Annotated in this window: 28 protein-coding genes; all 28 read right to left on the bottom strand. The window is 53.2% G+C overall.

The window, feature by feature from the left end; genetic code table 11:
* Positions 1-25: 25 nt before the first annotated feature.
* On the bottom strand, positions 26-583 hold the full coding sequence (gene frr, locus ACULM0_RS00840) for a ribosome recycling factor (RefSeq protein ID WP_463678564.1): 558 nt from the start codon (positions 581-583) through the stop codon (positions 26-28).
* Positions 580-1,287 carry a UMP kinase gene (pyrH, locus tag ACULM0_RS00835; protein WP_463678563.1) on the bottom strand — a complete coding sequence of 236 codons (708 nt, stop codon included), beginning with the start codon at positions 1,285-1,287 and terminating at the stop codon, positions 580-582. The genes frr and pyrH overlap by 4 nt, the downstream gene beginning before the upstream one ends.
* Positions 1,288-1,434: 147 nt before the next feature.
* A complete protein-coding gene (gene tsf, locus ACULM0_RS00830) occupies positions 1,435-2,079 on the bottom strand; it encodes a translation elongation factor Ts (RefSeq protein ID WP_463678562.1) in 645 nt (214 codons plus the stop codon).
* A 76-nt stretch (positions 2,080-2,155) separates the two neighbouring features.
* Positions 2,156-2,890 carry a 30S ribosomal protein S2 gene (gene rpsB / locus ACULM0_RS00825; RefSeq protein WP_463678561.1) on the bottom strand — a complete coding sequence of 245 codons (735 nt, stop codon included), beginning with the start codon at positions 2,888-2,890 and terminating at the stop codon, positions 2,156-2,158.
* A gap of 187 nt (positions 2,891-3,077) precedes the next feature.
* Complete coding sequence (locus ACULM0_RS00820) at positions 3,078-3,527, bottom strand: hypothetical protein (protein ID WP_463678560.1); 450 nt, start codon at positions 3,525-3,527, stop codon at positions 3,078-3,080.
* A gap of 3 nt (positions 3,528-3,530) precedes the next feature.
* Positions 3,531-3,854, bottom strand: coding sequence for a hypothetical protein (locus tag ACULM0_RS00815; protein ID WP_463678559.1), 324 nt, complete (start codon positions 3,852-3,854; stop codon positions 3,531-3,533).
* Between the two features lie 12 nt (positions 3,855-3,866).
* Entirely contained in the window at positions 3,867-5,246 is a 1,380-nt protein-coding gene (locus ACULM0_RS00810) for a DUF342 domain-containing protein (RefSeq protein ID WP_463678558.1), read from the bottom strand.
* Positions 5,247-5,303: 57 nt separating this feature from the next.
* Positions 5,304-6,035, bottom strand: coding sequence for a sigma-70 family RNA polymerase sigma factor (locus ACULM0_RS00805; RefSeq protein WP_463678557.1), 732 nt, complete (start codon positions 6,033-6,035; stop codon positions 5,304-5,306).
* A gap of 16 nt (positions 6,036-6,051) precedes the next feature.
* Positions 6,052-6,537 (bottom strand): chemotaxis protein CheD, encoded by a 486-nt coding sequence (locus ACULM0_RS00800; protein WP_463678556.1) that lies wholly within the window; start codon positions 6,535-6,537, stop codon positions 6,052-6,054.
* Positions 6,534-7,148 (bottom strand): chemotaxis protein CheC, encoded by a 615-nt coding sequence (locus tag ACULM0_RS00795; protein ID WP_463678555.1) that lies wholly within the window; start codon positions 7,146-7,148, stop codon positions 6,534-6,536. Before ACULM0_RS00795 ends, ACULM0_RS00800 begins: the two co-directional genes overlap by 4 nt.
* A 15-nt stretch (positions 7,149-7,163) precedes the next feature.
* Positions 7,164-7,610, bottom strand: coding sequence for a chemotaxis protein CheW (locus ACULM0_RS00790; RefSeq protein WP_463678554.1), 447 nt, complete (start codon positions 7,608-7,610; stop codon positions 7,164-7,166).
* 13 nt (positions 7,611-7,623) lie between these two features.
* Complete coding sequence (locus ACULM0_RS00785; protein WP_463678553.1) at positions 7,624-9,714, bottom strand: chemotaxis protein CheA; 2,091 nt, start codon at positions 9,712-9,714, stop codon at positions 7,624-7,626.
* Between the two features lie 5 nt (positions 9,715-9,719).
* Positions 9,720-10,766: a protein-glutamate methylesterase/protein-glutamine glutaminase gene (locus tag ACULM0_RS00780; RefSeq protein ID WP_463678552.1), complete on the bottom strand. Its 1,047-nt coding sequence runs from the start codon at positions 10,764-10,766 to the stop codon at positions 9,720-9,722.
* On the bottom strand, positions 10,767-11,450 hold the full coding sequence (locus tag ACULM0_RS00775; RefSeq protein WP_463678551.1) for a flagellar brake protein: 684 nt from the start codon (positions 11,448-11,450) through the stop codon (positions 10,767-10,769).
* Between the two features lie 26 nt (positions 11,451-11,476).
* A complete protein-coding gene (locus ACULM0_RS00770; protein ID WP_463678550.1) occupies positions 11,477-12,367 on the bottom strand; it encodes a MinD/ParA family protein in 891 nt (296 codons plus the stop codon).
* Positions 12,364-13,500 (bottom strand): flagellar biosynthesis protein FlhF, encoded by a 1,137-nt coding sequence (flhF, locus tag ACULM0_RS00765; protein WP_463678549.1) that lies wholly within the window; start codon positions 13,498-13,500, stop codon positions 12,364-12,366. Before flhF ends, ACULM0_RS00770 begins: the two co-directional genes overlap by 4 nt.
* A gap of 1 nt (position 13,501) precedes the next feature.
* On the bottom strand, positions 13,502-15,547 hold the full coding sequence (flhA, locus tag ACULM0_RS00760; protein WP_463678548.1) for a flagellar biosynthesis protein FlhA: 2,046 nt from the start codon (positions 15,545-15,547) through the stop codon (positions 13,502-13,504).
* 14 nt (positions 15,548-15,561) lie between these two features.
* Entirely contained in the window at positions 15,562-16,653 is a 1,092-nt protein-coding gene (gene flhB / locus ACULM0_RS00755) for a flagellar biosynthesis protein FlhB (protein ID WP_463678547.1), read from the bottom strand.
* The gene (fliR, locus tag ACULM0_RS00750; protein ID WP_463678546.1) at positions 16,653-17,417 is read right to left on the bottom strand and encodes a flagellar biosynthetic protein FliR; all 765 of its coding nucleotides are present in this window, start codon (positions 17,415-17,417) and stop codon (positions 16,653-16,655) included. The genes flhB and fliR overlap by 1 nt, the downstream gene beginning before the upstream one ends.
* Before the next feature lie 4 nt (positions 17,418-17,421).
* Complete coding sequence (gene fliQ / locus ACULM0_RS00745; RefSeq protein ID WP_463678545.1) at positions 17,422-17,691, bottom strand: flagellar biosynthesis protein FliQ; 270 nt, start codon at positions 17,689-17,691, stop codon at positions 17,422-17,424.
* 7 nt (positions 17,692-17,698) lie between these two features.
* Positions 17,699-18,451 carry a flagellar type III secretion system pore protein FliP gene (gene fliP / locus ACULM0_RS00740; RefSeq protein WP_463678544.1) on the bottom strand — a complete coding sequence of 251 codons (753 nt, stop codon included), beginning with the start codon at positions 18,449-18,451 and terminating at the stop codon, positions 17,699-17,701.
* The gene (locus ACULM0_RS00735) at positions 18,441-18,839 is read right to left on the bottom strand and encodes a flagellar biosynthetic protein FliO (protein ID WP_463678543.1); all 399 of its coding nucleotides are present in this window, start codon (positions 18,837-18,839) and stop codon (positions 18,441-18,443) included. The genes fliP and ACULM0_RS00735 overlap by 11 nt, the downstream gene beginning before the upstream one ends.
* Before the next feature lie 11 nt (positions 18,840-18,850).
* Positions 18,851-19,213 (bottom strand): response regulator, encoded by a 363-nt coding sequence (locus tag ACULM0_RS00730; RefSeq protein ID WP_463678542.1) that lies wholly within the window; start codon positions 19,211-19,213, stop codon positions 18,851-18,853.
* 21 nt (positions 19,214-19,234) lie between these two features.
* A complete protein-coding gene (fliY, locus tag ACULM0_RS00725; protein ID WP_463678541.1) occupies positions 19,235-20,419 on the bottom strand; it encodes a flagellar motor switch phosphatase FliY in 1,185 nt (394 codons plus the stop codon).
* A complete protein-coding gene (gene fliM, locus ACULM0_RS00720; RefSeq protein WP_463678540.1) occupies positions 20,412-21,416 on the bottom strand; it encodes a flagellar motor switch protein FliM in 1,005 nt (334 codons plus the stop codon). Before fliM ends, fliY begins: the two co-directional genes overlap by 8 nt.
* Positions 21,417-21,450: 34 nt before the next feature.
* Positions 21,451-21,861: a flagellar basal body-associated FliL family protein gene (locus ACULM0_RS00715; protein ID WP_463678539.1), complete on the bottom strand. Its 411-nt coding sequence runs from the start codon at positions 21,859-21,861 to the stop codon at positions 21,451-21,453.
* 13 nt (positions 21,862-21,874) lie between these two features.
* Positions 21,875-22,630 carry an OmpA/MotB family protein gene (locus ACULM0_RS00710; RefSeq protein ID WP_463678538.1) on the bottom strand — a complete coding sequence of 252 codons (756 nt, stop codon included), beginning with the start codon at positions 22,628-22,630 and terminating at the stop codon, positions 21,875-21,877.
* Complete coding sequence (locus ACULM0_RS00705; RefSeq protein WP_463678537.1) at positions 22,623-23,411, bottom strand: motility protein A; 789 nt, start codon at positions 23,409-23,411, stop codon at positions 22,623-22,625. Before ACULM0_RS00705 ends, ACULM0_RS00710 begins: the two co-directional genes overlap by 8 nt.

The raw sequence follows: 23,411 nt of genomic DNA, 5'->3' as shown, positions 1-23,411 counted from the left end.
TGAGAAGAAGGCCTTCTTATTGTTCTTAAACAGCCATGATTTCTTTTTCTTTTTTCTCGGCCAGCTCATCTACGCGATCGATGTGTTCGTCGACCAGATCTTGTACTTCCTTTTCAGCCCGCTTGAGATCGTCTTCCGTCAGTTCGTTGCTTTTCTCCATCTTCTTGAGCTGATCCATGGCATGGCGTCGCTCGTTCCGGATAGCCACTTTTGTCTCTTCTGCCATCTTCTTGACCAGCTTCACTAGCTCTTTACGACGCTCTTCCGTGAGCATAGGGATCGACAGTCGGATCACCTTGCCGTCATTCGATGGGTTCAAGCCCAGATCGGAAGTCAGGATGGCCTTCTCGATGTCGGCCATTGCCCCCTTATCGTAGGGTTGGATTTGCAGGAGCCGTGCTTCCGGCGCAGATACGCTGGCCAGCTGGTTGAGCGGCGTCGGCGATCCGTAGTACATGACGGTGATGTGATCGAGTAGGTTCGGGTTCGCACGACCGGCTCTCACCGTGTGTAGTTCGTCGATAAAAACCTCAATGGTCTTTGCCATTTTGCTCTTAAGTTCGCTATGTACTTTGTTCATCAAATTTCCTCCTTAACAATGGTACCGATGGTTTCACCCGAACAAGCGCGGATGATGTTGCCAGGTTCGTCTAGTCCGAAGACTAGGATGGGAATGTGGTTGTCCATACAGAGCGTGAGCGCAGTAGAGTCCATGACCTTCAGGCCACGGTTGAGTGCGTCAATATAGGTCACCGCATCGAACTTCACTGCTTTCTCGTTCTCCTTCGGATCTGCATCGTAGACGCCATCCACTTTCTTGGCCAGGAGAATCACCTCTGCCTCAATTTCGGCGGCCCGTAATGCGGCCGTCGTATCCGTGCTGAAGTAGGGATTACCTGTGCCCGCTGCAAAAATCACCACACGGCCCTTCTCCAGGTGGCGCACGGCGCGCCGTCGGATATAGGGCTCTGCGATCTGGCGCATCTCAATAGCGCTCATGACCCGAGAGGTCAGACCAATGGATTCCACGGCATCCTGTAGAGCCAAGGCGTTGATCACAGTTGCCATCATGCCCATGTAATCCGCCGTCGTTCGGTCCATGCTACCGCTGGTTCGACCGCGCCAGAAATTCCCGCCACCGATAACGATCGCCACTTCCACGCCGGCGTCGATCAGCGACTTCACTTCCTTAGCCACGGCGATCACCGTTTTATCATCGATGCCAAAACTTTCTTCGCCCGCCATGGCTTCGCCGCTTAACTTCAAAATCACGCGTTTGTATTTCAAGGCTCACAACCCCTCCTCTTCGGTACTTTCTACACTGACATACGAGATTCCTTCAAGAGGCCGTACTTTTTAAGCATATACCCCAAAAAAGAATGCTCACACCCCTTTAAAAAAGAGAACACAAAGTTGTGTTCTCTTCAGGAGACATTAACCGAGTTGCTTAGCAACTTCTTCTGCGAAGTTCTCGCTCTTTTTCTCGAGGCCCTCGCCTACTTCAAAACGTGAGAAACGTCTGATGTTCAAATTCTCACCGATCTTAGCGATCTTTTCTCTGAGTAGGTCTTCGATCACGACATCGGGGTTCTTGATGAAAGGCTGCTCCAGGAGGCAGACTTCCTTGTAGAATTTGTTAATGCGACCCTCGACCATCTTGTCGACGATCTTCTCCGGTTTTCCTTCGTTGAGCGCCTGGGTTCTGAGGATCTCTTTTTCCTTTTCGATCTCTTCAGCGGGTACTTCTTCACGACGGATGTACAGCGGGTTGGATGCAGCGATCTGCATGGCGATGTCACGCGCGAATGTCTGGAACTCTTCGTTCTTCGCAACGAAGTCCGTCTCGGAGTTGATCTCAACCAGAACACCGATGCGATCCCCATGGATGTAAGCGGTCACAATTCCCTCGGAAGCAAGACGATCGGCTTTTTTGGCCGCCTTCGCGAGACCTTTTTCACGGAGAAACTTGATGGCCTCTTCCATGTTTCCGTCATTAGCTTCTAGAGCTTTCTTGCAGTCGAGCATACCTGCGCTCGTGGCTTCTCTTAATTCTTTGATCATCGCAGCTGTTACTGCCATAATAACGACCTCCTTCGATATATCGTTTCTCAGAAGAAGCGGGTAAGCGATCACTTACCCGCTCCACACGGTTTCTCTATGCTTCTGTCGACACTTCTTCGCTGGTCTCTTCATCGTCAACGAGCTGTTCGCCCTGACGACCCTCGAGCACGGCGTCAGCCATGGTCTTGGAAAGAAGTTTGACTGCACGGATGGCATCGTCGTTACCGGGGATCACGAGATCCACTTCATCCGGATCACAGTTCGTGTCGACGATCGCGATCACGGGGATGCCGAGTGAACGTGCTTCGTGCACGGCGATTTTCTCTTTCTTAGGGTCGATAACAAAGAGTACGTCGGGAAGGCCGTTCATGTCCTTGATCCCGCCAAGGAATCGCTCGAGCTTTTCCTTCTTATGTTTGAGTTGAATAACTTCTTTTTTGGGCAACAGGTCGAAAGTACCATCCTGCTCCTGCTCGTCCAATTCGTACAGCAGCTCGATACGCTTGCTGATCGTCTTGAAGTTCGTGAGCATGCCACCGAGCCAACGCTCGGCCACGTAGTACTGTCCACAACGCTTGGCCTCTTGCTTAATGGCCTCCTGCGCCTGCTTCTTCGTACCGACGAAGAGCACTTTTTTTCCTTCTTCTGAAATTTGACGGATGAGCTCGTAAGCGTCCTCTACCTTCTTCACCGTCTGCTGGAGATCGATGATGTAGATACCGTTACGCTCGGTGAAGATGTATTCCTTCATCTTCGGGTTCCATCGTCTTGTCTGGTGGCCGAAGTGTACGCCGGCCTCCAAGAGTTGCTTCATTGAGATTACTGACATTTCATTTCCTCCTTGGTTTTCCTCCGCTCGCGATCATCCACCCGCGGGAACCCGAACGTTGTCGGGCAGGATCCCTAGTGTTACGCGGCGTGTGTGTTTTGTCACCTTCAAAAGTATACCACGTGTCCCGGGCCTTCGCAATCTTTTTTGGCCAAAAATGGAGAGAAGACAAAGCGTGGGCTTCGTCCTAGCGGTTGCGCCTGTGTTTCAGTAGTTTCAACTCCCCCAGACCCATGCCGAGGTGCTTGGCGATCTGCTGTTCGCTCAATCCCTGGTCTTCGAGCTGGCTGATCTTTCGGAGCTTTTCCTCCAGCTCTGGATCGCGTGCGACGGGTCGCTCGGCCTGTTCGATGGGCTCAGCCTGTGGTGGCGGTGGAGTCTCTAGGTCGCTCAGGGTCCCCTCGACCACGCTCATCCGCTCCTCAAGAGCGGCCACGAGCTCGTAGAAGGAGGCGTTCGTCTCCTCTTGTACAGCCTCGAGACGCTGCAGACGTTCCCACCAGTCGAGCGACTCGGGCCGCCGCGTTTGGTGTAAGAGGCGGGTGGACTGAACGGCCCGCGTGATCTCGCGACGAATCAACAACACGGCGATGGCGATGACAATGATCCCGGCGATGATACTCAGTACGGCGATCATCCTTCACACCTTCATGTCGAAACGATCGCCGTGACCGGGTTCGTGATATCGTTCGGCGGAAGGCTGCCCGTCTTCCGCCTTTGCTCCCCCGGCCGCACGCCTTTTGTCGCGCTTGGCATGCCCCTCACCCTTCGTATCGTTCTTCAGCGGGGCCTGTTCTTTGTCCTCGAGAGCCTTCACCTCCTGTTGTTTCTTCTCCGCCTCCTGCTTCTCCTGCAGTTGGGCAGCCTGAAGGGCGTTGGCCTCTTTATGGACCACCGACTCCCTGGCATGATGGAGCATTTGCACCTTCGGTAGCATGACTTGCATATCGATGGGTCTGGTCATCACCGGTCCCCCCTATTTCGAAATGATATCGATTCCCTTCTGGCTTCGCTTGATGGTGACGTTCTTAAAGGTATCCTTGACGTTCATGTAATCACTGGAGATCTGGATCTTCACGCCCGGGTACAGGATCCCGGCATCGATCTTGGCCTCCCGGGCCGTCTTAAACTTCTCGCTGATCGATTCGTTGCGGTCGGCCAGATCCTTGAGATTCTTGCGATAACGTTCGCTGTTGTCCCTGGTGTTTTTCAAAAGTGCTGCGGTCTTCGCATCATCGGGCTGGGCGCGGAGTTTCTTCTCAAGAAGAGCCGTCGCCTGGTTGAGCTTGTTGATACTTTCTTTCACCTGCTTCATCTCTTCTGAAATCTGTTGAAACTCCAAGATCATCTCTTGATCGATACCGAGCCGGATCCGGGTTTGGGTCCCCATCTCCGATCCGACGATCTTGGCGTCGATGGCCTCCTTCACATTGGTGATTCCCCCAACGAGGCTCCCCTTCTTTCCCTTGAGGATGACCTTGCCATCGCAGATGACCTCCGAGTGCATGATGGTATCCGCCTCGATGTTTCCTTTTACGATGACCTTCGCATTGATGATGTACTTGCTGACCAGGTTCCCATCCGTGGTGATCACCGCTCGGTCGTTACCCTGGATCCCACCGTTGATCATGATATCGCCACCGCTCGTGAGCCGTGCCGATTCCACGAGCCCATTGATGATGAGCTGATCCTTCGCTTTGATCTCAAAATCACTGATGACATTTCCCTTCACCCGTACCTCGCCGTTGAAGTCAATGTTGCCGGTTCCGAGGCCGACATCACTGTCGATTTCTAAGACGCTGAGCACACTCACGCGGCTGTCGTCCACCTTGACGACGCCCTCGGTATCTGCTAGGATGGCCGAACCATCACGAGAGACGGAAACATTTTTACCCACTTTGAAGGGGGTGTCCTTGCCCATTTTCCCGTGGATCGCCTTGCCCGTCACGGTGGTCCCGTCCTTGCCCTCCGTAGGACTCGTCTTGGTGGCCAGGATCGCACCGCGCTTGACGGTCTCTATGTAGTTCATGTCTTTGAAGTTGACGGATCCGTCATCCTCGATTTTCGGTTTGATCTCGTGCTGGTAATCGATCAAAAAGGTAATCTCGGCCGAACTACCGTTTTCGTGGGGAATGCCTTCCGCAACGAGCAGGGAGTCGACGTTCCGGGGATTGTCCGCCAGTTGCTGTAGAACGGTTTCTTTGATACCAAAGACCACATTCTTCTTCGCTAGCGCTTCCTTGAGATCCTGAAGGGTCAGGAAAACCTCTTTGTCGAGCAAGTGAAGGGTCAGATAGGCTGCATAGTAATCGTTAGATAGTGTCACGTCAATTTTATAACTTTCAACATTTTCCACAAAACCCCACCTCACACAGGACTACAAGTGATAACATCGATACCGCCGGTGGATCTTTTACGATTGATCTAGGCGGACCTTCAACTTTGCGATGGCCTTGGAATGAATCTGGCTGATCCGCGATTCAGTCAGCGAAAGAATCTCTGCGATCTCTCGATAGGTCATTTCATCGTAGTAATAGAGACCGATGACCAGGCGTTCTTTTTCGGCCAGGCGATCGATTCCCTCGACCAGTCGTTTCTTGAGATCTGTGTCGAGGGCCACGGCCTCGGGCTGCACATCACGGTGCTCGCTGGGCAGATCGAAATGCACCTGTGACTGGATGCGATCCTCTAGGCTCACCACGCTGAAGGTGGCGATCTCTGCGGTCATCTCGTCGAGCTCCTCGAGGTCGATGCCCATACGATCGGCGAGCGCTTCGTCGGGTACATCTACGCCATACTGATTCTGGAGTTCCGACAGGGCACGCTCATAGCGCTTTGCCTTGGAGCGAACGCTCCGCGGTACCCAGTCGAGACTGCGGATTTGATCGATGATGGCACCGCGGATACGGATATTGGCGTAGGTCTCGAACTTGACCCCTTTTTGGTGATCGAACTTGTCGATCGCATCGATGAGGCCGATGACACCGTAGCTCACGAGATCATCAAAATCCACGTGGTCTCGGTACGTCGTGTACAGGCGACCGGCGACAATCTTGACGACCTCTAGATAGCGAAGAATGATCGCTTCCTTTTTCTCCTCCGTGGGATGCTCATTGTATGATTTCCAAATGGATTCTGCCGTCATGCCTGCACCCCCGTTCTCAGACGGTTCTGTTGCCGTGACCAATGGTCTTGATGAACAGTTCCCCTGTGGTCGAGTAGAATTCGATGGTCCGGCCGAAGTTGCCGCCGGTTTCATCGGCCAACAAGGGAATCTTGCGTTCTGAGAGCAGAGCGCGGACGGCCTCCGTATTACGCTTGCCCACTTGCATCACATCGTTGCCAGAAGATACTGCAAACATTTGAGCCCCACCGGCGATTTTACAGACAATCCGGTCGCTGTTGGCCCCAAGTCGGATCATCTCATCGATGAGGGTCTCTAGTCCCGTATCGGCAAATTTCGCCTTATTCTGGTTGTTGCGAATGGTTTTCGACGAGGGTAGCATGATATGGGCCATGCCGGTGACCTTGGTCCTCGGGTCATAAAGACAGATACCCACACAGGAGCCGAGCCCCAGGGTCGTCAGTCCGGCCGGCGCCCTCGTCGCCTTTAGATCGGCCATTCCAACTTTGATCAGATCGCTCATAAGGCGACCCCCAGACTCGTCATGAGTCGTTCGTAAGAGTCGATATCCGGTATCAAGAAGAAAAACCCGTTGACGCTCTTGCTGTTCATCTCTTCGAAGAACTCGTTTTCGATGATGAGGATCTTATCGCTCACGTAGCCAAACTCGATTGCTGGGACGCTCAAGATGGCGCCGGCCATATCGATGGCAATCGCCGGTGGCGAAATCTTGATCGAGAGGTTCGTGAGATTTGAGAGAGAAGCGATGTAGGATCCTGACAAGATATTGCCGATCTCCATGAGTGCGGAAATCGTCATATCGTCGAAAGTATCGGTCTCGATGGGCATAAGGAGATTGATCAGATTGATCGCAGAGTCGCGATCGAGCAGGAACATGATGCTCCCCTCGATATCGCCTTCGAACTGAAAATAGATGCCACTGACGATTTCCTCAGCGCCTCCGATCAAGTCGGGCACATCCTCAAAATCCATCATGTTGACCTTTGGCACCTTCATATCGACTTTCTTGTCGATCATCTGCGCCAAGGCCGTGGCGGCGTTGCCGGCACCGATGTTGCCGATCTCCCGGAGCACATCCAGCACCACGTCGCTTAAGTTGTCAATGCGGCCCATGGCTACCTCCTCACCTTATGCCTGATCGGACAGTTCATCGACGGCCAACACTTTTTCGAGATCGATCAACATGATGATCCTACCGTTGTGTTTGCCCACTTGCTTGATGAAGTCCTCATTGTAGTTGCCCTTGACCGAAGGGGCATTGTCGATGTCGTCGGTGTTCAGCTGGAGCACTTCTGACGAAGCGTCGACGATCATACCGATTTTGTAGTCGTTGACGTTCACGATGATCACGCGGTTCTCATCGGTGTACTCTCGCTTTTCGATACCGAATCGTTCCCGCATATCGATGACGGGAATCACGATGCCGCGTAGGTTGACCACACCCTTCACGTAAGAGGGCGTGTAAGGGACACGGGTGATCGGAATGATCTTCTCGATGTTCTCCACATTCATGATGTCAATCCCGTAAAATTCGCGATTGAGCTTGAAAATAACGTATTCTCTGATTTGGCTCATTCATTACACCCCTTTAAAACAGTTGGTTCGGATCGACGATCAGGGCAACCCCACCGTTACCGAGGATTGTAGCGCCGGCGATGATCTTGGTGCCCGCGAGATACTTGCCGAGGGACTTGATGACGATCTCCTGTTGTCCGATGAGACTATCCACAACAAGGCCGGCTTCCGATTGACCCTTCTTGACGATGACGACCACCATTTCCTCTTCTTGAGGTGCATCGGCCGGTCGCTCCACATGGAGGATATCGCCGAGACGTAGAATGGGAAGCGTTTTGTTTCTGTAGAGCACGACTTCCTGGTTCTGGATCAAGGTCAGATCCGATTCTGGTATGGTCGTGATCTCCTTGATGTTGTTCAGCGGCACTGCGTACTTCTCATCAGCCAGGTTGACCATGAGCGCCTGGATGATCGCCAGTGTCAGTGGCAGGCGAATAATGAACTTAGACCCCTTGCCCTTTTGCGATTGGACCTCTACTGTACCGTTGAGGCTCTCGATCTTGGACTTGACCACATCGAGGCCCACCCCGCGACCCGATAGGTCGGTGACGGTTTCGGCGGTACTGAAGCCCGGCATGAAGAGAAGATTGATGATCTCCTGCTGGCTGAGGTTCTCCACTTCCTGGCTCGACACGAGTCCCTTGTGGATGGCCTTCTTGAGCACGCGATCGGAATCGATGCCGCCGCCATCATCTTCTACTTCGATGACCACCGTGTTGCCATCGGGATAAGCCTTGAGAGCAACGGTGCCCTGCTCGGGTTTATCCAATCGATAGCGTTCTTCGGGAGACTCGATCCCATGGTCGATGGAGTTTCGAATCAGGTGGATCAGCGGATCGCCGATCTCGTCGATCACCGTGCGGTCGACCTCCGTCTCTTCCCCGCTCATGATCAGATTGATGTTTTTGCCAAGATCTCTCGAGAGATCCCGTACCATGCGGGGGAACCGGTTGAAAGTTCGTTCCACGGGTACCATGCGGACCTTCATCACGGCATCGTGCAGGCTCGTGGTAATCCGCTCGAGGTACTCCACCGTATCATTTAGATTCTGGTGTGTGTTCGTATCGTGGTCTTCGAGCCGCGTCTTGATGATGATCAGCTCGGAAACCAGGTTCATCAGGTTGTCAAGACGAGAGATGTCGACGCGAACGGTCTTAGAAGTCTTCGCCTTCTCGACCTTCTGCGTCGCGTCCGCTTCTGCCTCATCCAACTCCTTCAGCTGGTGGATCTTCTCGTTGAGATCCGTGATCTCATCCGCGGTCACCATCGGACTGTAATCCTCCGTGTCCTCTAGGAGCGCCTGGGTGACAGGTGCAATCTCCACCGAAGTAATTTCACTGATCCTCATCATCTCGCTCTGCAGTGCTTTTTCACTGAGCTTGCCCACGTAAAGCAGCTCGAAAGAACGATCGAATTTTTCATCCTCGATGAGCTCCGCCGTTGGTTCGGACTTGAGCACCTCACCGAACTGCTCGAGGGTGTTGAAGACGATAAAAGCGCGTGCGGATTTGAGCAGACATCCTTCATCGAGGGTAATCCGCACCATGTGCGCGAGGTTGTTCTGCTCGAGGGCAGTGTAGAGTACCTCTTTCACATCGGTCAGATCCAATGCGAAGGCCGCAGAGTCGGCGACGGGTACCGTTTCCTCCACCGCCTCTTCTACGACCTCTTCCGTCTCCAGGGACGGTGTCTCCGCCTTCGGAGCAATATGGTCGGCAGATTTCGTCTCGGCGATGACCTTCAGTCGTTCCACCAGATCGGTGGTGTCAAGGGTGCCCTCTTTACCGGTGCTCTCGAGGTGACCGACATAGGCCTCGAGGGCATCAAAGCATTCGAAGAGCACGTCGATGATCGCCGTGTTCACTTCAATCTCTTTGTTTCTGACAAGGTGGAGCACGTTTTCCATCTCGTGGGTCAGGTTCGCCACTTTGGTGAATCCCATGGTACCGGCCATGCCTTTGATTGTATGTGCCACCCGAAAGATTTCATTCAAAAGGCTGAGATCTGATTTGTCCTTTTCGAGTGTCAACAGGATTTCATTCATGTTTTGCAGATGGTCCTTGGATTCGTCGATAAATATTTCTAGGTATTGGCTCATATCCATGTGATCTACACCCCCACAGCTTTCTCTATTTCACTGGCAATTTTCTGTAAGTCGACAATACGGTCGACGATGCCCATGTTAACGGCTGCTCTCGGCATACCGTAGACGACACAACTTTCCTCGTTCTGGGCGATGATGTGATTTCCCCGACCTTTTAACGAACGTAGTCCCTTTGCCCCATCGGAACCCATGCCCGTCATGATGACGCCGACAACGTTCTCTAGACCCAGGGAGTCGAGCGAAGCGAAAAGTGCATCGGCCGATGGTCGATGACCTGAGACCGTTTCCCCACCATCGAGTGTCACCACGAAGGATCCCTCGCGTTTGACGACCTTCAGGTGCTTATCACCCGGGGCAATGTACACGCACCCGGCTTCAAGCGTCTCCCCATCTTCCGCTTCTTTGACGCGCAGGGTCGACAGGGTATCCATCCGCTCGGATAAAGACTTGGTGAAACCCGGAGGCATGTGCTGTACCACGAGCACGGCCGCATCGAGATCCGCCGGCAGAGCCGGGATCACTGTTTGCAGGGCTCGGGGTCCCCCGGTGGACGTGCCGATGGCAACGATCTTCTTCAGGCGACCCGAGGACTTGGGTCTTGGCGTGGTATCCGGACGTTTCACCCTGGCGGGTGCGGCCGTTGCCCGTGACACCTTGATCTTGGCCGCAACCTTGATTTTTTCCGTGAGATCCGTACGCACCTCTTCTGTGTTCACGCGGAAAATGTTCGTGGGTTTCGTAATGAAATCCACGGCGCCCAGCTCGAGTGCCCGGATGGTGGCATCTGCACCTTCCGAGGTCAACGAGCTCAGCATGATCACGGGCCGTGGGGCTTGTGTCATGATCTGCTCGAGGGCATCGAGTCCGTTCATGATGGGCATCTCCACATCGAGGGTGACGACGTCGGGATCGAGTTCTTTCACTTTTTCCAGTGCCTCACGGCCGTTGCGCGCCGTCCCGACCACCTCGATGGTCGGATCGAGCTCAAAGAGGTCCGTGATGATTTTTCTCATGAATGCGGAATCATCAACAACGAGTACAGTGACTTTCACTCACACCATTCCTTTATCGAGAAGCTGGCGTTCGCGATCGAAAATATACCGCACAATCCGCTTCTTATCCTTTTCGCTTAGGTCTACAAAGGCAAGCCCGTACTCGTAGTACCGGCCCTCAAAACCGATGTAACGTTGCACGGTGGCTTCGAGGGCAATGTGGTCGCGGCCCATTTGAAAGGTCACCAGGTAGATCATTTCTGAATCGAGGGTGTAACGCGTCTTCAACCGCAGCCCCCCCGCGCTCAGGTCGATGCTCAGACCCTGGAAAGACTCACGTCCATCATCGATAATAATCTCGTTTTCTACCACGGGCTCCCTAGCTTGTCTCGAAAGGGTCACCTCGGCCACGAAGGGCATCCTGTAATAAGCACGACGCTGCTTCTTCTCGATCGGCGATACGCGCTCGACGATCAGGGCCTTGAGGTTGTCGTGTTCTAGCCTTCTGACCACTTTGCCTTTAAATGTAAATATACCCAATTTTTCGTGGCTGTATCTGTATACCGCCACCTTTCCCAGCGGTACCAAACAGTAGGAGGCCTGCCGAATGGGTACTGCGATCAAGAGGTGTCGGTCGTCGATCACTTTGTAGACACCCGTTTTCATCGGGTCCGGATGCGACGGATCCGAAAACTGGAGCTCTAGTGTATCGCCTATGGTCAGTAACTTATCAAATGTTGTCATGAGATCGGTGACCCGTCACCCCATTTCTAAAATTGGCTGAACAACCGGTTCATGAAGCGAGAAAAACCGCTCACGTGTAAAGGAACATGATCCTTGCGATCGATGTTCTGTGCAATGAGCTCCACGCCTTTGGAGGCCAGGGAGTTAGGATAGGCCATCATGTAGGGTGTTTGGTTTTTAACCGACGTCCGGACGTTTTTGTCTTCATAGACATAGCCAAGGTTTTCAAGATCTCGCTTGAGAAACTGACGGCTTGCATTGTTGATTTTCATGAAGACATCTTCTGCTTCCTTTTGATTGCTCGCTTTGTTCACGACGACCTGAATCAATTTCTCTTCATCGGCAATGTTCTTGATCACGGCATAGGCATCCGTGATCGAAGTGGGATCAGCCGTTACTACCATGATAACATCTGTGGCCGCCTCTATAAAGGACAAAACGGATTTGTGGATCCCGGCTCCCGTATCGATCAGGATGTAGTCGGAGATGCCGTTCAAGAATTCAAAACTCTCGATCAGCAGTCCGATCTGCTCATCGTCGAGATTGACCAGATCGAGGACACCGGATCCACCCGAGAGAACCTTGACGCCTTCGGGCCCCTCGATCAGGATCTCCTCGATAGACTTCTCCCCGGTGATGATATGGTTGAGGTTAAAGCGCGGGACCATCCCGAGGACCACATCGACATTGGCCAGACCGAGATCAGCGTCGATGATGACGACGCGTTTGCCCAGTCGGCCGAGGGCCAGTCCGAGATTTACGGTGAAGCTGGTCTTGCCCACCCCACCCTTGCCACTGGAGACCGTGATGATCCGCGTATCCCCCTTGGGCTTTTCTTTTTTCTTCTCTTCGCCCGGATCTTTCTTGGGCATGCTCTTGGCTACAATTTCTCTTAAACGTTGGGCCTGATCGATCATCTTGCTTCCCCCACGATATCGGCGATCACCTTATCCGGTGAAGCCACTTCGATGTCATCGGGTACGCTCTGACCCGTCGTGAAATAAGAGAGCGGACGTCCCGTGAGCACTTTGATGTTCACGATGTTGGCCAGTGAAGACGCCTCGTCGAGCTTGGTGAAGATCAAGCGGTACTCATCGAGGAAACGATAGCTCTCGAGAATGCTGATGAGGTCTTTGTAGCCCGTCGTGAGGCTGAGCACCAGGTAGATCTCGGGGTTCTCCATATAGCGCAGGATGCCCTCGATATCTTCCCTCAGTTCCTTGGACTTGTGGCTGCGGCCAGCTGTATCCACCAAGATGAAGTCGCGATCAGCATAAGACTTGATGGCCTCCTTCAGTTCATCCGGTTCGTAGACCACTGTCAGGGGGATCCCCAGGATTTCCGAGTAGGTCTTGAGCTGTTCCACGGCCGCAATGCGGTATGTATCGGCAGTGATCAGACCGACCTTCTTGTTGTCGATCAGCGATAGCCTGGCTGCCAGTTTGGCCAGCGTGGTCGTTTTTCCCACGCCCGTCGGTCCGACGAACAGACATGTTCTTCTGCCCTCTTTGATCTCATCGATCACGGCGGGTTTACCAAGGTATTCTCTCAGGATGACCCGGATGGCACCGGCCACGTTCTCGGGACTAGACTTTTCAAGATTAATCTGACGCTTGATGATGTCCAGTACCTTCAGGGCGATGTTCTCCCTCACCCCACCGTCGGTCATGATCTTCAGGTAGGTACGCTCAGCGTCATTGGGCATCACATTCGGGGCTAGTTTGCCGTCCGTCGGGCCCTGGGCCGGCGCAACGTTCTCCTTGCTTTCGATTTTTGCCACAATCTGATTGATCATCTCCCTGAGCTCGGCAATTTCGCCCGCCCTCGGGTCCGGCTCGTCGGCCTTGGCCTTCGGCTGGATGGGTATGTGGACAGGTTCCTTCTCGTCCACCGCGGCCACAACCTCCACGAGCTTCGGTTTGAAGCTGCCGAGCAAGCCGGGACGTTTGATCTTACGGGTGTTCAGAATGACCGCATCGACTCCGAGCTCGTTCTTGATCTTGATCATCGCCTCATTGATATCATTACCAATATACCGTTTGACTTTCATCTTAGATGCTCACCGTCCCTACACTGTGGAGTTCTACGTCTTGTTCGAGTTCATTGTAGCTGAGTACGATCAGATCCGGAATCACCGGCTCTGTCAAGCGTTTGAAATAAAAGCGTACGATCGGGGCGGTGACCACGACCGGTTGTTCACCCATTTGCACCAGATGCTGCAGGGACTCGGCCAGACGATCGATCACGTGCTGTGATGTCCGCGGGTTGATGTTGAGATAGGTCCCCGAGTCCGATTGCTCGATGGCGTCCATCAGCTCGTTTTCAAGGGTTTGATCGAGGGTCACCACATTCGCCCGTTTTTGCGGGAAGTACTCGTTTGAAAGCATCCTCCGTAGCCCCTGCCGGGTGTATTCCGTCAGAATGTTCACATCCTTCATCCCGTGGGCGTGATCGGCCAGGGTCTCGAGAATCGAACCCAAATCCCTGATCGACACGCCCTCCCTCAAGAGATTGGCGAGAACCTTCTGGATCTCACCCAAACTGAGCAGATTGGGAATGAGCTCGTCCACGAGCGCCGCCTGGTCTTCCCGGACATTGTCCACCAGGGTCTTGGTGTCCTGGCGAGAGAGGAGCTCGTGGGCGTGGCGCTTGATCACTTCGGTGAGGTGGGTGGAGATCACACTGGAGGGGTCTACCACGGTATAGCCGAGCACCTCTGCGCGCTCCCGGTCGTCGGCCTTGATCCACTTCGCGGGTAGACCGAAAGCGGGCTCGATGGTGTCGATCCCCTCGATTTGTCCCTCCGCCGTTCCCGGATCCATGGCCATGAGATGATCGAAGACAATCTGGCCGCGGGCCACCTCGTTCCCCTTGATCTTGATCATGTACTCGTTAGATTCGAGCTGGATGTTGTCCCTGAGCCGGATCATGGGCACGACCATGCCGAGCTCGAGGGCGATCTGACGTCGGATCATGATCAGGCGGTCGAAAAGGTCCCCCCCTTGATTGGGATCGGCCAGCGGGATGACACCATAGCCGAACTCCAGTTCGATGGGATCCACACCAAGGAGCGGTATGATGTTCTCGGGCTTGCGCATCTTGCCCTCCTCGGAGGTGTCCTCCGGCGTCTCCCCCTCCTCCTCTTCCTCGACAGCCCTTTTGACCTCACGGTTGAAGAGAAAGCCGAGATAGATGAAGATGACCGAAAGCAGGACGAGCGGAAAAAAGGGCAGCGGGGTGAAAATTCCCAGTGCCGCCAAAATGACCCCAACGATGAAGAGCACCTGGGGTTGGCTGAAGAGCTGGCGTATGACATCGCTACCCAGGTTTGAATCCGAGGCGGCGCGCGTGACCACAATACCTGTCCCAGTGGAGATCATGAGGGCCGGGATCTGGCTCACCAGGCCATCGCCCACCGTCAGGAGGGTGTACCGGCTCAGTGATTCCGTCAAGGTCAAGTTCAGTGTGAGCATACCGATGGTAAAACCTGCCATGATGTTGATCAACGTGATAATGATCCCCGCGATGGCATCTCCCTTGACGAATTTGGAGGCACCATCCATGGCGCCGTAAAAATCCGCCTCACGCTGGATCTTGAGGCGTCGGTCCTTCGCTTCGGGTTCTGTGATCAGTCCCGAGTTCAAGTCGGCATCGATGGCCATCTGCTTGCCGGGCATTGCGTCGAGGGTAAAGCGGGCGGCAACTTCCGACACCCGTTCGGCACCCTTGGTGATTACGAGAAACTGGATGATCACGATGATGACGAAAATGATGAAGCCGACAATGGCATCTCCACCGATTACAAAGGAGCCAAAGGCATCGATCACGGCGCCCGCCTGACCTTGACTCAAGATATAACGTGTGGTCGAGATATTGAGGGCCAAGCGAAAAAGCGTCGTGATGAGTAGTAGCGAGGGGAAAATCGAGAATTGCAGGGGTTCGGTGATAAACATGGCGATCAGCATCACCGTCATCGCCAGGGAGATGTTCAACGACAGAAAGAAGTCGAGGAAACCCAGCGGTACGGGGATGATGATCAAGAGCACGATGGCGATGACCAGGAGGGCCACGAATATGTCTGCGTAACGTTGGATCATGTCATATCACCCTGTCAATTCTTGAGTCGGTAAACGTAGGCCAGCACCTCGGCAACGGCTTCGTAAAGGTCCGGCGGCACCAGATCGCCCAGATCACACAAATCGTATAGGCTCCTGGCCAGTGGTTTGTTCTCGACGATCGGCACGTCGTTCTCGCCGCCGATCTTTTTGATGTTCATGGCCACGAGGTCCTGTCCCTTGGCCACGACCACCGGAGCCTGGGCTCTTGCTAGATCATAGCGGACGGCCACGGCAAAGTGCGTCGGATTGGTGATGATCACGTCGGCCTCTGGGACCTCCTGCATCATCCGGCTCATGGCAAACTGTCTTTGTTTTTCCTTGATTTTAGATTTCAGCAGCGGATCTCCCTCGGACTCCTTGTATTCATCCTTGATCTCTTTCTTGGACATACGGAGGTCCTTCTCATTCTGCCAGACTTTGTAGGCGTAATCGAGGACCGCCAGGGCAAGGAGCACGGCCGCGGCACGCACGCCCACCCCGAAGAGGAGCTCCCACATGAGGGCCGCGATCTGCGCGACGGACAAATCGAGAACCGATAGGATCTCCCCCTGCCGACCGAAGAGGTAATTGAGGACCACGGCCACAAGGATACCGCCCTTGAGAAGCGACTTGACCAGCTCCACCAGGCTTCTCAGGCTAAAGAGCTTTTTGAAACCACTGATGGGGTTGATTTTGTCAAGCTTGAACTTCAGTGTCTCCGTAGTGAAGAGTGCCCCCACCTGTAGGAAGCTCAGGAGCAGGCCGGTGGCCAGGGCCACCATCAGTACGGGGAGAATCAACACGATCAGCTCTTCGATGGCCTGCTGAAAGAGCGGAATGATGTTTCCGAAGGAAAAGAGCCCTTCCGTTTCGGTCATCAGATCACTGACCAGACGATAGAAGGCGATCACGCGGGTCGTATAGTAGTCGGTGGTCATGTTGATCGTGACCATGACCGCCAGAAAGATCACGGCAGTGGTCAGATCGCGGGATTGAACGACCTGTCCCTTCTTGCGCGCATCTCGTTTTTTCTTGGCTGTCGCTTTTTCCGTTTTTTCCCCCGCGGCGAAGAGCTGCAGGTTCATCGCCGGCGTTCGCATCATCATCACATCCCCAGGCTGAGTAATCTTGCCAAGGATTCGAAAATCCTGACGAAAACATGGGTAAAGGCGTCGTAGTAGTAGGGCATGAAGAGGAGAAAGAGGTAGAAGCCCACGAAGATCTTCAGGGGCAAACCCACGATAAAAACGTTGAGCCCCGGCATTGCCTTCGATAAGAGCCCCAGCAGGAGGTTGGTCACGAGGATCGTCACGATAAAAGGGGCGGCGATTTGGAAACCGATAACAAAGGATTGTGCCATGCTATCGAGGTAGAGATCGATGAGCGCGGTCTTCAAGAGGGAAGTGCCCAGCGGCACCACTTGGAAAGAACGGGCCAGCGCCAAAATCACCTGGTGATGAAGGTCAAGCGACAAGAAGACCATCACGGCGAAGATGTAAAAGAAGTTGGCCGTCACAGGAATCTGTGCGTCGTCTTCGGGGCTGATGACATTGACGATTGCGAACCCAATGTTAAAGTCCACCATCACCCCGGCAATATAGAGAAAATTAAAAAGCAGGCTGATCACAAGACCGAAGGCGAGTCCGTTGATGAATTCCATGCCTATGTAGTAGATCAGCTCGTAAAAGGTCCCCACTTCCAATAGGTTGAACCCCAGGTTGGTCAGCGGTAAGAGGAAGAGCGCGAGCATGGCGATCAGTGCCACGCGAAATCGATTCGGCGCATTACCGATGTTGAAAATCGGTGTGATCACAAACATGCCCAGAACCCGTGCAAAAACGAAGCTGTAATAGGGAATAGCCTCTAGCATCGCATCACACAACCAGTAGGTCGATCATGTTGAACAGGCGCATCGTGAAATCGATCAGTTCAGAAAAGATCCAACTCGTGGTCAAGAGAAGCGTTAGGAAGATGGCTAGAATCTTCGGAACAAAAGCGAGCGTCTGCTCCTGGATCTGTGTGGTCGCCTGAAAAACGGCGACCACGAGTCCCACGAAGAGCCCCACCAGCAACATGGGCGCGGAGAGCATCAAGATCGTACGGATGGCCTGTGTGAAGACGTCTAAAATCATGGCTTCATCCATTACCCCATCACCTCACTGTCAAGATTAGTTTTTCAACGACCAAGTGCCAACCGTCCACCATGATGAAGAGCAGGACCTTGAAGGGCAGCGAGATCATCACCGGCGGTAGCATCATCATGCCGAGGGCCATCAGTGTCGAGGCCACGATCATGTCGATCACCACAAAGGGAATGAACAAAAGAAATCCAATCTCGAAGCCTAGTTTCAGCTCGCTCAGAATGAAGGAGGGGATGACAACCGTCAGGGACAGATTGTCCGGATCACTCAGATTCTCCACCCCCGCAAGATCTGCAAAGAGCATGAGGTCCTTGGTCCTTACTTGCCGGAGCATGAAATCCTTGAGAGGAACGGAGGCCTCCTCGAGAAAAGTCTCCTGATCGATCTGCCCTTCCATGAAGGGCGTATAGGCGTCATCCATAATAGCGCCAAAGGTCGGTGCCATGACAAAAAACGTCAAAAACAAGGCGAGTCCAATCAACACTTGATTGGGCGGTGTGCCTTGAAGGGAAAGTGCGCGGCGAATGAAGCTGAAGACGATGATAAAGCGTGTGAAAGCCGTCATCATGATCAGAATCGAAGGCGCGAGCGCCAGGATGGTCAGAAGGATCAACAGTTGAACGCTATTCGCCACTTCCTCTGGTCCCTCCGCGGGAGAGAGATTGAAATCCAGAGAAGGGATGGTGAGCGGAGCGGCCGCGTGGGCGGCCGTACTAGAGATCAGCACGAAGAGCAGGATCATGAGCAGCGTTTTACGCTTCATGGTCGTTCCCCTCCTCTCGATTCATTATTTTTCTCAATAACTTGGAAAAAGCGTCGTGGTCACGATCAGATGCCACAGGCGCTTCAAAAGTGAGGTCATCCCTTTGGTCGATGACTTCTATACCATTTTTATGAAGACCGAGCACGTAGCTTTTCCCCTCCAGATCCACGACGATGATCGACTTATCACCACCGAGGTGGACGCGTTCGACCACCTTGACATGACGCTTGAGCAGCTGCCGCTGCTGGGTTCTTCCTATGTAACGCGTCGTGCGGTAGACGACATAGAAAAAAACGCCTAGGATCGCCAGATACCGAATCACGAACCAGGCGTCCGCCAACGGGCTATTGTTTTCCACCATAAGGAAAAAGGAAAAGATTTCAAACATGAAACTTCTCCTTAACCTAAGACTTTTTTGACAGCCTCGATCACGCGGTCAGCCTGGAAGGGTTTCACAATGAAATCCTTGGCGCCGGCTTGAATGGATTCGATAACCATCGCCTGTTGCCCCATGGCAGAGCACATGACGATCTTGGCAGCCGCATCAATTTTTTTGATTTCTTTTACCGCTTCGATTCCATCGACCTCTGGCATCGTGATATCCATGATCACCAGATCAGGCGTGAGCTCTTTGAACTTTTCGATCGCCTTTGCACCGTTCTCGGCTTCACCCAACACGATGTACCCGTTCTTGGTGAGTACATCCTTGATCATCATGCGCATAAAAGCGGCGTCGTCTACAATTAGAATTCCATTTGCCATCTTATTAAGAGCCTCCTTAGACTATATTGAATCGATGATTTTTTCCGGTACGACGATATCGGTGATCCTGATTCCGTAATTCTCGTCAACGACAACGACCTCGCCCTTGGCGATCCGCTTTCCGTTGGCCAGAATATCAAGGGCTTCACCGACCAGCTTGTCGAGTTCCACCACGGTTCCCACACCAAAATCAAGAATATCTTCAATGCGTTTCGACGTGCGCCCGAGCTCTACCGTGATCTCCAGCGGCACATCGCGAATGATACCTATATCGTTATTATAATATACTTGACTCGGATTTTCATCAAAAGATTCAAATTCAAGTTTTTTTGCATTCACCGGCTCCTGGGCAGGCATCTGCTGCTGCATAGGTTGTGCCCTCTGCTGGGGTTGCGGTGGCGTCTGTTGCACCTGCGGGGTGCGAGGAGGCGCCTGAGGTGTCTGCGCTTGAGGCTGCGGTTGCCTTTCGGCTTGTGGTTGGGGTTGAGCGATCGCGGCCGACTCCTGCTCGAGGATTTCATCAAGTTCATTGCTATCGGAGGTGGTCATCAGTTTACTGATCAGTTGCTTGGCCACATCGATCGGAATAATCTGCATGATCTCAGAATCGATCAGATCGCCCACCTTGATATTGAAGGCCACGCGCACGACGTCTTCATCGAGATCGAGATCGAAAACGCTGAAGTCGAGCTGTTTGATCTTATCGTAATAGGCCTCCGGCGGCGTGATGTCGATTTTTGTCCCGAGCATCTCACTCATGGAGGTTGAAGAGGAGCCGATCATCTGGTTCATGGCTTCGTTGATTGCCGACAGGTGAAGATCCGTCAGTTCATCGGCCACGTTGGTCCCTTCGCCACCCATCATGAGATCGGTGATGATCTTCACGTCCTTTTCGTTCAGGACGAGGAGATTGGTCCCCTGGATACCGAGTTTGTAATTAATGTGTATGAGTACGCAGGGGTCGATGAAATTCTCGGAGATGTCGCGAAGGGTCGTCACCGACACCTTTGGTGTTGTGATCGTCACCTTTTGACCCAGGAGCGTAAACAGCGTTGTCGCTGCCGTGCCCATGTTGATGTTGCCGATCTCTCCGATGGCGTCGATTTCGTCAGCTGTAAACCGTTCGATCTCTATACCTGAGCCTTCGTCCATATCTGTTCCGTTGAGCAACGCATCAATTTCTTCTTGGGAGAGCATATCAGCCATCGTTTTCATCTCCTTTCTCCATTACGTCGGTGATTCTGAGTGCCACGCGTTTGTTCCGTATGCCGGGTTGTCCGCGAAACTTGATGTGATCGCCTATGTAGACTTCGAAGTCCTCTTCGATGGGTTTGTCGAGCACGATCACATCGCCGCGCTGAAGATTGAGAAAATCGTTGATGTTGATTCTGGATCGGCCGATGACCGTCCGCATCTCGATATTGCTTTTTCCCAGACCCTTTTTAAGGGCTGTCTTCTCGTCGTCACTCAAAGCCTTCTTTCCAGTCTTGGAAAACCAGAGCTTCGAGCTCAGTTCCGGCAGAATCGGTTCGATCACGTAGTGCGGGATGCAGATGTTGATCATGCCCTCCACGCGTCCGATCTTAAGATTGAAGGTAATGAGCGCAACGGACTCCGTAGGACTGGTGATCTGTGCGAATTGCGAGTTCGTCTCAATGTTCAAGAGTTTCGGTCGGATCTCGATGATGTTACCCCAGGGCTCCTTCAGGAGATTGATGAACTTCATGAGGATATTGTTGAGCAGTGTCATCTCGATTTCCGTCAGCGAGCGATTCTCCTTGGGTTTGGCATTGCGACCGCTTCCACCCAAGATCCGCTCGATCATCGCAAAGGCGATATCGTTGGAAAAATCGATGAGCAGCTCCCCATCGAGGGGGGCAAACTCCACGATTCCAAGAATCGCAGGGTTAGAGATCGAATTGTTGAATTCAGAGTAAATCAGGCTCTGGGTGGAGATCACATTGACCTCTGTGGCGATCCGCAGGTATCCTGAGAGGAAGTTGTTGAGAAGCCTCGAGAAGTTTTCGTGGATAATCTCAAGCGTTCGCAACTGGTCTTTCGCGAACTTATCGGGTCGCGAGAAGTCGTACTTGCGCACGCGCTTTTCCCGTTTGTCCTCCTCGATCTCGGTGACGTCCACCTCACCGGTGCTCAGCGCCGCTAGTAGATCATCTATTTCATTTTGACTTAATACATCGCTCACAATCCCTCACCTCCTTCAGGTCGGGGTATTGGCTCTATCCCTGTATGATGAACTGTAGGAAGTAAACGTTCGAGATGATCTCTGCATCCGATTCAATCGTTTCGATGATCATCTCTCGGATGTCTTCCCTGAGCCTCTCCTGTCCGTTGGGTCGCTGTAGGTTCTCATACTTGGCATTACGAATGATTTCGTAGATATTATTGACGATACGCGTTTGGTTGGCCTGCAGTTCGGTGAGTGTTGCCTCCGAGGTATACTCGATTGCCGGCTCCATCTTCAGGATTTTGCCCTCATCCGCGATATTCGAATACATCTCGCCGAGATTGTACTCGTAATAAGTCACGGGCTCGGGACCACTGTCCCTGAAGACGAAGAAGAACAAGAGTATACCGATGATCACCAGAAGGAGCACCGCGGCTCCTGCGATCAATGCAATTTTCTTCATAATCGGGTCACCTCTATTCTGATGCTTCTTCCGTTTCAGTTGTGTTGAATTTTCTCATGACCACCACGTCCACGCGGCGGTTGTTCTGGCGACCCGCAATGGAGTCGTTGGATGCGATCGGATGGTACTCGCCGTATCCTGAAGCCGACAACCTGTAGGGATCTATACTGCTTGTACTGATAAAGAACTTGAGCACATTGGTCGCTCGGGTGGCGGAGAGTTCCCAGTTCGACGGAAATTGTGCTGTGTTGATGGGTATGTTGTCCGTGTGGCCTTCCACGCGGATGTCCATACTCACAAACTGTGGATCTTTGAGCACTTCACCTAGAAAGGCCAGTGTACCGATGGTCTCCTCCTTGATCACGGCTCTTCCCGAATCAAAGAGAACGTTGTCCGGGAAGCGGATCACCAGGCCGCGATCTTCCAGCTCCACCTGTACTTCAAATTGCAGATCTTCTGCTTCGATGTACTCATTGATGATTTCCTCGAGCACCTGTAAGGTCTCGATCTCTTCTACCGTCTTCGTGATGCTCTGCTCTGGCATGGCGTCGAAGACCAGTTGGTCTTGGTTGAGCGTCTTCCCGCCGGATAATATGCCTGCCGATCCCTGGAAGGATTCCATGATCGCATCGAATTTCTGTGCGTCGATCTCACTGAAGGCAAAGAGCAGGACAAAGAAACACATGAGCAAGGTAACCAGGTCCCCGTAGGTGGTCATCCAAGCGGGTGCACCTTCGGGCTGATCCGGGGCTTTCTTGCGTCTACTCATTGGCCTCGCCCGCTTCTTCTCCACCAAGGGACTTGCGTACATCCGGTGGCAAGAAGGATTTTAGCTTTTCCTCGATGATCCTCGGGTTCTCCCCCGCCTGGATGGACAAAAGTCCCTCCACCATGATCTCGCGGATAAGGATCTCATCCTTCGATTTGATCGATAGCTTGTTGGAGATGGGGATGAACACCAAATTCGCCAAGAGGGAACCGTAGAAGGTCGTGAGCAGGGCCACAGCCATGGACGGACCGATGGAAGCCGGGTCCGACAGATTCTGCAGCATGGCCACCAGTCCGATGAGCGTACCCACCATCCCGAAGGCCGGTGCCAGGGTGCCCAGATTATCGAAAAGCCCTTTGCCGGCGCTGTGCCGATCCTCTAGGTTCACCAGTTCTGTCTCCAGGATGCTCTTGACGAGCTCCGGATCCGTTCCATCGACGATCAGCATGACGCCTTTTTGCAAGAAGTCATCCTTGATATCACTGGTGGCCTCCTCTAGCGCGAGCAGACCCTCGCGACGGGCGATATTGGCCAGTTCGATTACCTTGGTGATAATCTCCTTGATTTGAAACTGACTGTTCTTGGCAGCAATCCCAAAGGTCTTGCCGATGGCCAGCGCGCGCTTCAAGGGATGGGAGACGAAGTACGCGGCCAGCGTACCCCCCACGACTATGGTAATCGACGGCGGGTCTATGAAAGACCCAATGTCGGAGTTGCCCGTGATCCCCCAAAGGACCAGTGCGAGCCCGGCGATGATACCGCCTATCGTTGCAATATCCAA

The sequence above is a fragment of the Halotolerantifilum yawarlongkerapense genome (assembly GCF_054506745.1).
Note: the sequence above shows the minus strand (reverse complement) of the source record. Positions and strands in the feature narration are given on the sequence as shown.